The sequence below is a fragment of the Azospirillum agricola genome (genome assembly GCF_020005195.1).
Lineage (GTDB): Bacteria > Pseudomonadota > Alphaproteobacteria > Azospirillales > Azospirillaceae > Azospirillum > Azospirillum agricola.
The window spans coordinates 285,571-298,272 of record NZ_JAIFZR010000007.1; the positions used below are offsets into that span (position 1 = coordinate 285,571).

12 protein-coding genes are annotated in these 12,702 nt (G+C 71.1%); 10 read left to right on the forward strand and 2 right to left on the reverse strand.

All coding sequences use genetic code 11. The features are described 5' to 3' along the window. Positions 1 to 140: 140 nt before the first annotated feature. The 7 genes from JN22_RS31140 to JN22_RS31170 are packed head-to-tail and all read left to right on the forward strand — an operon-like array spanning position 141 to position 6,928. Complete coding sequence (locus JN22_RS31140) at positions 141 to 1,262, forward strand: ABC transporter ATP-binding protein (protein WP_085557784.1); 1,122 nt, start codon at positions 141 to 143, stop codon at positions 1,260 to 1,262. Beyond that, complete coding sequence (locus JN22_RS31145; protein WP_085557785.1) at positions 1,262 to 2,149, forward strand: ABC transporter permease; 888 nt, start codon at positions 1,262 to 1,264, stop codon at positions 2,147 to 2,149. The genes JN22_RS31140 and JN22_RS31145 overlap by 1 nt, the downstream gene beginning before the upstream one ends. Positions 2,150 to 2,153: 4 nt before the next feature. Beyond that, positions 2,154 to 2,948: an ABC transporter permease gene (locus JN22_RS31150; RefSeq protein WP_085557786.1), complete on the forward strand. Its 795-nt coding sequence runs from the start codon at positions 2,154 to 2,156 to the stop codon at positions 2,946 to 2,948. Between the two features lie 49 nt (positions 2,949 to 2,997). Further along, positions 2,998 to 3,288 (forward strand): (2Fe-2S)-binding protein, encoded by a 291-nt coding sequence (locus JN22_RS31155; protein WP_085557787.1) that lies wholly within the window; start codon positions 2,998 to 3,000, stop codon positions 3,286 to 3,288. Further along, positions 3,285 to 4,700 (forward strand): FAD/NAD(P)-dependent oxidoreductase, encoded by a 1,416-nt coding sequence (locus JN22_RS31160; RefSeq protein WP_085557788.1) that lies wholly within the window; start codon positions 3,285 to 3,287, stop codon positions 4,698 to 4,700. Before JN22_RS31155 ends, JN22_RS31160 begins: the two co-directional genes overlap by 4 nt. Then, on the forward strand, positions 4,697 to 5,827 hold the full coding sequence (locus JN22_RS31165) for an NAD(P)/FAD-dependent oxidoreductase (RefSeq protein WP_085557789.1): 1,131 nt from the start codon (positions 4,697 to 4,699) through the stop codon (positions 5,825 to 5,827). The genes JN22_RS31160 and JN22_RS31165 overlap by 4 nt, the downstream gene beginning before the upstream one ends. A 27-nt stretch (positions 5,828 to 5,854) precedes the next feature. Then, complete coding sequence (locus JN22_RS31170; RefSeq protein ID WP_085557790.1) at positions 5,855 to 6,928, forward strand: ABC transporter substrate-binding protein; 1,074 nt, start codon at positions 5,855 to 5,857, stop codon at positions 6,926 to 6,928. A gap of 50 nt (positions 6,929 to 6,978) precedes the next feature. Here the strand turns inward: JN22_RS31170 and JN22_RS31175 are convergent, their stop codons facing one another. Further along, a complete protein-coding gene (locus tag JN22_RS31175) occupies positions 6,979 to 7,455 on the reverse strand; it encodes an Lrp/AsnC family transcriptional regulator (RefSeq protein ID WP_223677994.1) in 477 nt (158 codons plus the stop codon). Positions 7,456 to 7,663: 208 nt separating this feature from the next. Here JN22_RS31175 and JN22_RS31180 point away from each other — a divergent pair, with 208 nt between their 5' ends. After that, positions 7,664 to 8,605: a DMT family transporter gene (locus JN22_RS31180; protein ID WP_085557792.1), complete on the forward strand. Its 942-nt coding sequence runs from the start codon at positions 7,664 to 7,666 to the stop codon at positions 8,603 to 8,605. A 32-nt stretch (positions 8,606 to 8,637) separates the two neighbouring features. On the opposite strand, the gene JN22_RS31185 is transcribed toward JN22_RS31180, so the two are convergent. Beyond that, positions 8,638 to 10,941 (reverse strand): heavy metal translocating P-type ATPase, encoded by a 2,304-nt coding sequence (locus tag JN22_RS31185; protein ID WP_085557793.1) that lies wholly within the window; start codon positions 10,939 to 10,941, stop codon positions 8,638 to 8,640. Between the two features lie 102 nt (positions 10,942 to 11,043). Here JN22_RS31185 and JN22_RS31190 point away from each other — a divergent pair, with 102 nt between their 5' ends. Beyond that, complete coding sequence (locus tag JN22_RS31190; RefSeq protein ID WP_085557794.1) at positions 11,044 to 11,466, forward strand: MerR family transcriptional regulator; 423 nt, start codon at positions 11,044 to 11,046, stop codon at positions 11,464 to 11,466. Between the two features lie 118 nt (positions 11,467 to 11,584). Continuing rightward, positions 11,585 to 12,301 carry a YoaK family protein gene (locus JN22_RS31195; protein WP_085557795.1) on the forward strand — a complete coding sequence of 239 codons (717 nt, stop codon included), beginning with the start codon at positions 11,585 to 11,587 and terminating at the stop codon, positions 12,299 to 12,301. Positions 12,302 to 12,702: the final 401 nt, after the last annotated feature.

The window sequence follows — 12,702 nt, forward strand, 5'->3', positions numbered from 1 at the left end:
TTCCGCGCATCTATTCCGCATGTTGGAAGCTTTGGCAAATTCTTTTCTCTCCGTGGAAATGACCGTTGACGCGAAACGGTCATACACGGAACCATCCGTCCCACGCAGGAGGCCCAACGTCGCAAGAGGGAGTAACCCCGGTGTCGTTCCTCGAATTGAGAGACATCACGAAGACCTACGGCACTTTGAACGCCGTTTCCGACGTCACGCTGTCGGTCGAAAAGGGGGAGTTCGTGTCGCTGCTCGGCCCGTCGGGCTGCGGCAAGACGACCACCCTCCAGATGATCGCCGGCTTCGTCGACGTGACGTCCGGCTCGATCCATCTGGACGGCCGGGACATCACGCGCGCCAAGGCCAACACGCGCGGCCTCGGCATCGTCTTCCAGACCTACGCGCTGTTCCCGCACATGACGGTGTTCGACAACGTCAGCTTCGGGCTGGAGATGCAGCGCGTGCCGAAATCCGAACGGCGCGCCCGCGTCGAGGAGGCGCTGGAGCTGGTGCATCTGGCGCCCTACGCCGGCCGCTACCCGCGCGAGCTGTCGGGCGGCCAGCGCCAGCGCGTCGCCCTGGCCCGCGCCATCGTCATCCGCCCGCCGGTGCTGCTGCTCGACGAGCCGCTGTCCAACCTTGACGCCAAGCTGCGCGAGGCGATGCAGTTCGAGCTGCGCGACATCCAGCGCAAGGTCGGCACCACCACGGTGATGGTGACGCACGACCAGGCGGAGGCCTTCTCGATCAGCGACCGCGTGGTGGTGATGGAGGCCGGGCGCATCACCCAGATCGACCAGCCCTACCGCATCTACGAGCACCCGCAGACCGAGTTCATCTCGCGCTTCGTCGGCAAGACCAACCTGCTGCCGGGGACCGTCAAGGCGGTCAGCGGCGCCTACGCCTCGGTGTCGCTCGCCGGGGTGCCGGTGGAGATCGACAGCCAGTCTGGCGCGGACATGGGTGGCAAGGGCGGCGCGCTCGCCAATGGCGAGACGGTGACCCTGTGCATCCGCCCGGAGAAGCTGCGGCTGACCGACGCCGGGCAGGGCCGCCTGCCGGGCCGGGTGTCGGAGCGCTATTTCCTGGGCAGCCAGTGGCTGTACCACGTCGACGGGCCGCTCGGCACGCTGATGGCGGTGACGCCGAACGACGGCTCGGCGCCGCTCGACCTCGACGCGCCGGTCGGCGTGGACTGGTCGCCGTCGGTGGTGCGCGTCCATCGCGGCGCCATGGCCGAGGCGCCGGACCCGGCGCTGGAGGCCCACTGATGGCCGCCGTCACCTCGTCCCCATCCTCGTCGGCGCCGGGGCACGGGCGCTGGACGCCGCTGTTCCTGGCCGGGCCGGCGGCGCTGCTGTTCGCCGCACTCGTGCTGACGCCGCTGGTGCTGACCGCGCTGCTCTCCTTCAACGAGTTCGAGCACGCCACCGGCCGCACCCACGGCTTCACGCTCGGCCACTACCTCGCGGTGCTGACCGACGAGTATTACCTGGAAATCTTCCTGCGCACCTTCCGCGTCGCCGCGCTGGCCACCGCCATCTGCGTGGTGATCGGCGTGCCGGAAGCCTATATCCTCAGCCGGATGCGCAACCCGTGGCGCTCGGTGTTCCTGCTGGTGGTGCTGGCGCCGCTGCTGGTCTCGGTGGTCGTGCGCGCCTTCGGCTGGAGCATGCTGCTGGGGCCGGAGGGGCCGATCAACGCCGGGCTGGTGGCGCTGGGCTTCGGCCGGGCGCGGATGCTCTACAGCGAGGGCACGGTGATCGTGGCGCTGGTCCACGTCATGCTGCCCTTCATGGTCATCCCGGTCTGGACCTCGCTCCAGAAGCTCGACCCGTCGATCGAGCAGGCGGCGCTGTCCTTCGGCGCCTCGCGCGGGACGGCGATCGTCCGGGTGGTGGCGCCGCAGATCCTGCCCGGCATCCTGTCGGGAAGCCTGATCGTCTTCGGGTTGAGCGCCAGCGCCTTCGCCATTCCGGGGCTGCTCGGCGGGCGGCGGCTGAAGATGGTCGCGACCATCGTCTACGACCAGTATCTCAGCGACCTCAACTGGCCGATGGGTGCGGCGGTCGCCGTGCTGCTGCTGGTCGCCAACCTCATCATCATGCTGACCTACCACCGCGTGGTGGAGGGTCACTACCGCCGCCGGCTGGGGTGACGCCATGACCCGCAACGGACCCGTCGCCCTCTTCTTCCACACGCTGGTCGTTCTCTTCATGCTGGCGCCGCTGGCGATCGTCTGCCTCGTCGCCTTCACGCCGGAGAACACGCTGTCGCTGCCGACGCGCGGATTCTCGCTGCGCTGGTTCGAGGCGGTGTTCCACCACCCGGACTTCGTCCAGTCCTTCTGGAACAGCCTGTGGCTGGCGCTGATTTCGGCGACGCTGGCGGTGGCGCTGGCGGTGCCGGCGTCGCTCGCCATCACCCGCTGGGAGTTTCCGGGGCGCAACTTCCTGAACGCGCTGTTCCTGTCGCCGCTGATCATTCCGCATCTGGTGCTGGGCGTCGCGATGCTGCGGCTGTTCGCGCTGGTCGGCGCCACGGGCAGCTTCGGCTGGCTGGTGGCGGCGCACATGGTCATCGTGACGCCGTATGTGATGCGGCTGCTGATCGCCGCCATCGCCGGCTTCGACCGCAGCGTCGAGCAGGCGGCCTACTCGATGGGGGCGAGCGAGGCGACGGTGTTCCGCCGCATCACCCTGCCGATGATCCTGCCCGGCGTCACCGGCGGCTGGCTGATCGCCTTCATCAACAGCTTCGACGAGCTGACCATGTCCATCTTCATAACCTCGCCGTCCACCGTGACGCTGCCGGTGCGGATGTACATGTACGCGACCGAATCCATCGATCCGATGATGGCGGCGGTGTCGGCGCTGATCATCGGCATCACGGTGGTGGCGGTGCTGCTGCTCGACCGGGTCTATGGGCTCGACCGCATCCTGGTGGGTCAACGTTGAGAGCCGGCCGGTCCTGACAGAAGGGCCGGCCCCTTCGGAGTGCTTTTCCATGGCTTTGCTTCAGCGTGTGGCCGAACGCGGCCGGCGCGTGGTCCGCTTCGTCCTCGACGGGCGCCCGGTCGAGGCGCTGGAGGGCGACACCATCCTGACCGCGATGCTGACCAACGGCGACCGGCTGCGCCGGTCCGAGTTCGCCGACACCCCGCGCGCCGGCTTCTGCCTGATGGGCGCCTGCCAGGATTGCTGGGTGCGCACCGAGGACGGGCAGAGGCTGCGCGCCTGCGGCAGCTTCATCGAGGACGGCATGCGGCTGGTCAGCGAGGGGGAGTGGCAATCGTGAGCGCGCCCGTTCGCGAACCCTTGAAGCCGGTGATCGTCGGCGCCGGCCCGGCCGGAATCCGCGCCGCCGAGGCGCTGGTCGCCGCCGGCCTGCGTCCGGTGGTGATCGACGAGGCGGCGCGTTGGGGCGGCCAGATCTACCGCCAGCCGCCGGAGGGGGGATTCGTTCGACCCAAGTCCGCGCTCTACGGCTTCGAGGCCGGCAAGGCCGACGCGGTGCACCGCGCCATGGCGGCGATCCGCGACCGGATCGACTACCGCCCGCGCACGCTGGCCTGGAACTGCGAGGAGCGGGCGCTCGACCTGCTGTGCGACGGGGCCACGGAGATTCTGCCCTTCTCCCACCTGATCCTGGCGACCGGGGCGACCGACCGCGTGCTGCCCTTCCCCGGCTGGACGACGCCCGGGGTCTTCACGCTGGGCGGCTCGCAGGTGGCGCTGAAGTTCCAGGGCTGCGCGGTGGGCCGGCGGGTCGCCTTCCTCGGCACCGGGCCGCTGCTCTATCTGGTGGCCTACCAGTATCTCAAGGCCGGGGTCGAGGTGGCCGGGGTGTTCGACACCGCGCCCTTCGACGCCCAGGCCCGCGCCGCCGCCGGCATGCTGCGCGACCCGGCGACCTTTGCGAAGGGGCTCTACTACGTCGGCTGGCTGCGCGCCCATGGCGTCATCATCCGCAACGGCGTCCGCCCCGTGCGCGTTGATGGTGGGGAGGGGGGCGGCGAGCGGGTCGAGGCGCTGGTGTGGAGCCGCGACGGCCGCGAGGAGCGCACGCCCTGCGACGCCGTTGCCTTCGGGCTGGGGCTGCGCTCGGAAACCCAGCTCGCCGATCTGGCCGGCTGCCGCTTCCGCTTCGACGCGATGGACCGCGCCTGGCTGCCCGAACGCGATCCGGCCGGGCGCAGCTCGGTCGCCGGGGTCTACCTCGCCGGGGATGGGAGCGGCATCGCCGGAGCCGACGCGGCTGAGGCGGCCGGGGAGCGCGCCGCGCTGGCCCTGCTGGAGGATTCCGGCTTGGCCATCGCCCACGAGCGCGCCGCGACGCTCGACCGCCGGCTGGCGCGCATCGCCGCCTTCCGCCGGGCGCTGTCGGCCGCCTTCCCCTTCCCGGAGAACTGGGCCGGCGCCATCGCCGACGACACCATGGTCTGCCGTTGCGAGGGCGTCACCGCCGGCGCCCTGCGCGCCGTCGCCACCACCGGACAGGCGCGCGAGATCAACCGGGCCAAGGCGCTGACCCGCGCCGGCATGGGCCGTTGCCAGGGCCGCATGTGCGGGGCGGCGACCACCGAACTGCTGGCACGCGCGCTCGGCACCGGCCCCGACGGCGTCGGCCGCCTGCGCGCCCAGCCGCCCATCAAGCCGCTGCCGGTGGCGGCGGAGCCCGCAGGCAAGACGGAAGGAATCGCGTCATGAGGGAAATCCTCGACTGCGACGTCGCCGTCGTCGGCGGCGGCATCGTCGGCGGCTCGGCCGCCCTGTTCCTGCGCCGCATGGGCTTCTCGGTCACGCTGCTGGAGCGCGACTGGTGCGGCGCCAAGGCGAGCGGCGTCAATTTCGGCGGGGTCCGCCGCCAGGGCCGCCCGCTGGAGCAGCTTCCGCTCTCCCAGCGCGCCCACGCCATCTGGGGCCGCCTGCCCGAACTGCTGGGCACCGACGCGGAATATGTCCGCTCCGGCCACCTGAAGCTGGCGCGCAGCGAGGCCGACCTGCAATCGCTGATCGCCTACCGCGAGCGCAGCGCCGGTTTCGGCCTCGGCCTGGAGATCGTCGCCGGCGATGAGTTCCGCCGCCGCTTCCCGGCGCTGGGCGACCGCGCGGTCGGCGGCTCGCTCTGCCCGGAGGACGGGCACGCCAACCCGCGCCTCGTCTCCCCCGCCTTCGCCCGCGCCGCCGCCGCCGCCGGGGCGGTGGTGCGCGAGCAGACCCCGCTCGACCGGGTGGAGCGCGACGGCGACCGCTTCGTGCTGCTGAGCGGCGAGGCGCTGGAGGTGCGGTCGCGCTTCCTGCTGAACACGGCCGGCGCCTGGTCGCACCGCGTCGCGGACTCCTTCAGCGAGCCGGTGCCGCTGGTCTCGCTGCACCCCAACATGGCGGTGACCGAGCCGCTGCCGCGCTTCCTCGACGTCAACATCGGGGTCGAGGGCGGCGGCGTGTATGGGCGGCAGGCGCCGCGCGGCAACATGGTGGTGGGCGGCGGGCGCGGCTTCGCGCTCGACGCCGACCGCGCGCGGCCGCAGCGCGACGCCGTGCTGACCCTGATGCGCGACGCGGCGGAGCTGTTCCCGCAGATCCGCCACGCCCACGTCATCCGCTGCTGGACCGGGGTGGAGGGCTACACGCCCGACCGCAACCCGATCATCGGCCCCAGCCGCACCACCCCCAACCTGTTCCACGCCTTCGGCTTCTCCGGCGCCGGCTTCCAGATCGGGCCGGCGGTGGGGGAGGCGCTGGCCGAACTGGTCCGCGACGGCCGCTCCTCGGCGCCGCTGGACGCCTTCCGCATCGACCGTTTCCCGCCCGACACCATCACCACGCCCTGACCTTTTTGACCCCAGGAGGACGAGAGCATGCCCATCCCGCGTTCGCTGTCTGTCACCGCCCTTTCCACCGCGACCGCCGCCATCGGTCTGGCCGCCGGTCTGGCCCTGTCCGCCCCCGCCGCCGCGCAGACCAAGACGGTCTACATCGGGATGAACGGCGGCACGATGGAGAAGACCTACACCGAGAATGTCTTCCCGGCCTTCGAGAAGGCGACCGGCATCAAGGTGGTGGTGGTGCCCGGCACCTCCTCGGACATCCTCGCCAAGCTCCAGGCGCAGAAGGACAACCCGCAGATGCACGTCGTCTTCCTCGACGACGGGCTGATGTACCGCGCCATCGGCATGGGCCTCTGCCAGAAGACCGAGCCCTCGCCGGTGCTCGACGAGGTCTACCCGGCGGCGCGCATGAAGGGCGATCTGGCGGTCGGCGTCAACATGGGCATGACCGGGCTGGCCTACAACAAGAAGATGTTCGACGAGAAGGGCTGGGCCGCCCCGACCTCCTGGATGGATCTGGCCGATCCCAAGTACAAGGGCAAGATCGTCGTCCAGTCGGCCGCCAGCAGCAGCTTCGGCCTGCACGCCTTCCTGATGTACAACCGCATCCAGGGCGGCACCGAGGCCAACGTCGATCCGGGCTTCACGACGTGGCGCAAGACGATCGGCCCGAACGTGCTGGAATACATCCCCAGCTCGGCCAAGATCGCCGAGATGGTGCAGACCGGCGAGGCGGCGATCTTCCCGCTGACCCCGACCGGCGTCGGCAGCCTGAAGGAGAAGGGCATCCCCGTCGAGTACGCCCAGCCCAAGGAGGGTTCGGTCGTGCTGATGGTCGGCCAGTGCGTCGTCGCCAAGAACCCCGACAACGAGTCCGCCCAGAAGCTCGCCGCCTATCTGCTGGGCCAGGAAGCGCAGCTCGCCGCCCTGCGGTTCGGCGCGCAGATTCCGGCCAACACCAAGGTGCAGGCCCCGGCCGAGGTCGCCGACGCCATGAACAAGTTCCAGGGCTACATGAAGAACGCCGTCACCGTGGACTGGGACGTCATCAACGAGAAGCGCCCGGACTGGAACCAGCGCTGGAACAAGGAGATCGAACGGTAACGACGCCGTTTGATCATGCCGGGGCGGACAGCCGCCCCGGCCGTTTCCTCCTACCCGATTTCCAGCGGCACGCGGGTGTCGTACTTGACGCGGCTGATCACGGTGAGGGTCACAAAGCGCCGCACCAGCGGGTTCGCGTAGAGGACCCGCCGCGCGAACGCCTCGAAATGGCCCATGCTGCCGACGCAGAGCACCAGCACATAGTCGGTCAAACCGGTGACGCCGTAGCATTGCTGGACGCAATCCTCGGCGCGCACCGCCTTTTCGAAGGCGTCCATCAGCACCCGGTCGTCGCCCTTGAGCTCCACGTTGACGATGAGCTGGATGTGGTTGCCGATCCGGGCAGGGTCGAGCAGGGCGACCTCCCCGGCGATGATCCCGGCGTCGCGCAGGCGGCGGACCCGGCGCAGGCAGGTCGGCGGCGACACCGCGACCGCCTCGGCCAGCTCGATGTTCGAGATCCGGTTGTTGCTTTGCAGAAGAGCGAGGATCTTCCGGTCGATGCGGTCGAGCTCGATGTTGTCCATGGCGCTTGAGTCCATAACAGCGATCCGTGGCGGATGGGCGAAGGCGTTTCCGGACCGAACAATAGGCGAACGGTTTTTCCACGCTGGAAAAATCGACCCCCGACTTAGAAATTTCCGGAAGCGCCGATTGCGCTACAGTCGGGGCCACGGGCGAGACCGACAGGCCGCAAGGCTGGCGTCCCCGCCACATTTCCACCAGGATTCCGCCATGACATCCCTCACCGCCGTCGGGGTGGTGCGCGCCCGCGCCTGCGCCCATGCCCGCGCCCATGCCGCGCTGCTGTCGCTGGTCGCCGGCGCGCTCGCCATCGCCCTGGCGCCGATCCTCGTCCGCGTCAGCGAACTGGAACCGGTGGCCACCGCTTTCCATCGTCTGATCGTCGCCTTGCCCCTCTTCTGGCTTGGCACGCTCGCCGGAGCGCGCGGGATACCGGCCGGGGAGGCGCGGCCGGTATCCCGCACCGACGCGCTGCTGATGGCCCTCGCCGGGCTGATGCTGGCGGGGGATCTCGCCCTTTGGCACCTGTCGATCACCATGACCTCGGTCGCCAACGCGACGCTGTTCAACAACTGCGCGCCCGTCTTCGTCGCCCTGTTCGGCTGGTTGCTGTTCGGCGAACGGGTCGGCGGAGCGCTGGCGCTGGCGCTGGCCGTCGCCTTGTCCGGCATGGCTCTGCTGATCGGCGACGGCGCCGTCATGGCACCGAACCAGGGCATGGGGCAATGGCTGGGCGATGCCGTCGCCGTCGTCACCGGCGCCTTCTACGCCGCCTATCTGCTGATCGTGAAGCGCCTGCGCGCCGTCCATTCGACCAGCCGCATCATGCTGGGCACCAGCGCGGCGGCTGCGGCCGTCCTGCTGGGCGCCGCCCTGATCGAGGGCGGGCCGCTGCTGCCGCGGAGCCCATGGGGCTGGGGCGTCGTGCTGGCGCTGGGGATCGTCTGCCATGTGTTCGGGCAGGGGGCGATCACCCACGCGCTTGCCCGGCTTCCGGTGACCTTCTCGTCCATCGGCCTGCTGCTCCAGCCGATCGCGGCGGCGGCGCTGGCGTGGCTGCTCTTCGCCGAAGCGCTCGGCCCGGTCCAGTGGGCCGGCGGCGCGCTGGTCCTGCTCGGCATTGTCCTGGCACGCCGCACCCCCGCCGGTTGAAGGGGGCCGCCGGTTGAAGGGGGGGGAAGGGATCAGGAGCGCGCCGACAGCAGGCGCAGTGCGTTGGCGGTGACCAGCACGGTTGCCCCGGTGTCGGCCAGGATGGCCGGCCACAGCCCGGTGACGCCGATCACCGTCGTCACCAGAAACACCGCCTTCAGCCCGAGCGCCACGGCGATGTTCTGGCGGATGTTGCTCATCGTCCGCCGCGACAGCGCCACCATCGCCGCGACGTCGCCGACCCGGCCGTGCAGCGCCGCCGCGTCGGCGGTGTCGAGCGCCACGTCGGTGCCGCCGCCCATGGCGATGCCGACGTCGGCCGCGGCCAGGGCCGGCGCGTCGTTGATGCCGTCGCCGACCTTGGCCACCCGCTCGCCGCGCGCCTGCAATTCGCGCACGATGCGCTGCTTGTCCTCCGGCAGCAGCTCGGCGTGGACGGCGATGCCGAGCGTCCTCGCCACCGATTCCGCCGCGCGGGCGTTGTCGCCGGTCACCATCACCGCGCCGATGCCGGCCTCGCGCAGCGCCGCGACGCCGGCCGCCGCGTCGGGGCGCAGCTCGTCGCGCAGCGCCAGCAGCCCGGCCGGCTGGCCGTCGGCCAGCAGCACCGACACGGTCTTGCCCTCGGCGTTCAGCGCGGCGATGCGGTCCGCCTGTTCCGGAGCAAGGGCGGCGCCGTCGCCGGCAAGGATGCCGGCCGCCGCCTGCGGCGAGGCGAGCGTCACCGCCCGGCCGCCGACACGGCCGGCGACGCCCTTGCCGGCCAGCGCCGCCATGTCGGTGGCGGCCGGCACCGTCACGCCGCGTCCGGCGGCGGCGGCGAGGATCGCGGTGGCGAGCGGGTGGCTCGAGCCGGTCTCCAGCGCGGCGGCGAGGCCCAGCACCTCCGCTTCGTCCCCCGTCTCCTGCCCGGTGAAGGCGACGACGTCGGTCACCACCGGCTTGCCGCCGGTCAGCGTGCCGGTCTTGTCGAAGGCGACGGTGGTGATGCGGGCCAGCGTCTCCAGCGCGGCGCCGCCCTTCAGCAGCAGGCCGCGCCGCGCCCCGTTCGACAGGCCGGCGGCGATGGCCGCCGGGGTCGAGATCACCAGGGCGCAGGGGCAGCCGATCAGCAGGATCGCCAGCCCCTTGTAGATCCACTCATCCCAGGAACCGCCGAGCGCCAGCGGCGGCAGCAGCACGACCAGCGCCGCCAGCGCCACCACGGCCGGCGTGTAGACGCGCGAGAAGCGGTTGATGAAGCGCTCGGTCGGCGCCTTGCTCTCCTGCGCCTCCTCGACCAGGCGCACCACCCGCGCGATGGTGTTGTCCCTGGCGGCGGCGCTGACCCGCACGCGCAGCACGCTGTCGCCGTTGATGGTTCCGGCGAACACGGCGTCGCCCTCGCCCTTGCGTCTGGGCACGCTCTCCCCCGTCACCGGGGCCTCGTCGAGCGCGCTCTCACCGGACAGGATGACGCCGTCGCCGGCCACCCGGTCGCCGGGCCGCACCAGGATCACCGTTCCGACGGCCAGCGCGGCGGCGGGGACGGCTTCGGGCGGCTGCCCGTCGCGCTCGACGAGCGCCGTGTCGGGGACCAGCCGGGTGAGGCCGCGGATGCCGGAGCGGGCGCGGCCGGCGGCCACCCCCTCCAGCAGTTCGCCGACCAGGAACAGGAAGACGACCATCGCCGCCTCCTCGGTGGCGCCGATGACGACGGCGCCGACGGCGGCGACGGTCATCAGCGTTTCGATGGAGAAGGGCGTGCCGGTCCGCGCCGCCGCCCAGGCCCGCTTCGCGGTGGGGACGAGGCCGACCAGCATGGCGAGCGGGAAGGCCCAGGCCTCCGCCGCCGGAACGGCGAGCCCCACCGCGTAGGCGAGTGCCAGCGCCGCGCCCGAGGCGATGACGAGGCGCGCCTTCGGCCCCTTCCACCACGCGCCCTCGACGGGAGCGTGGTGATGGTCGTGGCCGCCGTGATCATGGCTGTGCGTGTCGGGGTGGGAATGCCCATGCCCGGGCTCGTGCCCATGCCCGTGGGCGCAGCACCCGCCGTGGGCCGCCGGCTGCTGCCCGGCCGCCTCGACCGTTTCGCCGGGACCGACCCCGTAGCCCAGCGCGCGCATCGGCCGGACCAGTGAGTCGGTGGCGACCGACGGCTCGTGGGTCACGGTCACGGTGCCGCCGGGCACCGAGACATGGACCGCCTGCACGCCCTGCACCCGTCCCAGGGCCGTCTCGACCTTGGCGGCGCAGGAGCCGCAGTCCATCCCGGTCACGCGGTAGCGGGTGCGCCGGTTCGGCGGCGTGCCTTGCGCGTGTTGCGGGTGGGCGTGGTGGTCGGTCGTCGCGGTCATGGGAAATCCCCTTGTCTCGATCCCTTGTCTCGGAGCCTTGTCTCGGTCCGGGGCCAAGCGTAAATTCTCCAGTGACTGGAGGATCAAGAGGAGATTTGCGACATGGCGATGCTGTCCATCGGCGCCCTTGCCACGCAGACCGGGGTGAAGATCCCGACCATCCGCTATTACGAGAGCATCGGCCTGCTGCCCGAGGCGCCGCGCACCGAAAGCAACCGGCGCCTGTATGACGGGGCGGTGGCCAAGCGTCTGCGCTTCATCCGGCACGCCCGCGACCTGGGCTTCGAGGTCGAGGCGATCCGCCAGCTTCTGGCGATGGCCGACGATCCGGCCCGGTCCTGCCACGAGGCGGACGCGCTGGCCCAGGCGCATCTCGCCGACATCGAATCGAAGATCTCCCGGCTGGAGGCGCTGCGCGACGAGGTGCGGCACATGGTCGCGCGCTGCGGCCAGGGGCAGGTGCGGACCTGCCATGTGATCGAGGTGCTGGCCGACCACGCCCATTGCCTGCACGAAACCCACTGACGCCAGGGGAAGCGCCGCCGCGCGGCGGATGCGCGGGGGGAGTGGAACGTAGGATGGACAGGGCCGGAGACGGCCCCCTATAGTCGCCCGGCGTGATGTTCCTTGGGGGCCAGGGGGAATGCTGCTTCGTCAGGGCGACCACAGGGGGCTGTCGGCGGACCGGCAACTGGCATGGTCGCTCGCCGCGGTTGCCGGGGCGGTCAACGCGGCCGGCTTCTACGCGGCGGGACTCTACTCCTCACACATGACCGGCACGCTGTCGATCATGGCGGACCATCTGGCGCTGGGCGACGCCGCCGGGGTGGGGGTCGCGCTGGCGATCGTCATCACCTTCATCGTCGGCGCCGCCGTCTCGACCCTGCTCATCAACGCCGGGCACCGCCGGGAGCGCCACACCATCTACGCCTACAACATCCTGATGGAGGCGGCGCTGCTCGCCGGGCTGGGGGCGGCCGACCTCTGGCTTCACGAACTGCGCGGGCCGGCGCTGGTGATCGGCCTGAGCTTCCTGATGGGGTCACAGAACGCCGTGGTGACCCGCATCTCCAACGCGCGGGTCCGCACAACCCACGTCACCGGCATGGTCACCGACATCGGGATCGAACTCGGCAACCTGCTCGACGACCTCTACCACCGCCATACCCTGGCCCGCTCCTCGCCGACGATCGAGAAGCTGAAGACCCATGTGCCGACGGTGGCCGCCTTCTTTGCCGGCGGCGTGCTGGGGGTGATGGGCTATGCCCTGTCCGGGGCGCTGATGTTCCTGTTTCTCGCCGTGATCCTCGCGGGCTTCGCCGTGCCGTCCCTGCTGACCGAGCGGCGGGCGGGGATCTGAGGCGACGCGGGACGGACGGGGGCGCCCGCCCGGGCGGGGGATGGTCGGTCCATGCCGCCGTGGCGCGGTGGCAGGCGTTCTGCGGACTCGTCGCCGACAGCGTGGTCGAGCCGATCACGGGCAAGGCGGCACCACGCCGTACCCGGTACACCCGTGTCCGTGCCGTGGGCCTTGCTCGCCGCCCCACATGAGGCGCAGCGCAACCAGCCAATCACTCACGCCGCTGGCGGAACGCGGCGGGCTGTCGTCGGCCGAGATGGTGGCTGTGTTGGAGAATCCCGATGGGAGCCGGGGGCCGTCCCGGTACGGCAGGCCGGACAAAAAACAAAGCCGTGGGAACAGTCGTCCTCCCCGTCCGGTTTCATGAATCCGACCGATGAGCATCATCGAAAACGCCGCAC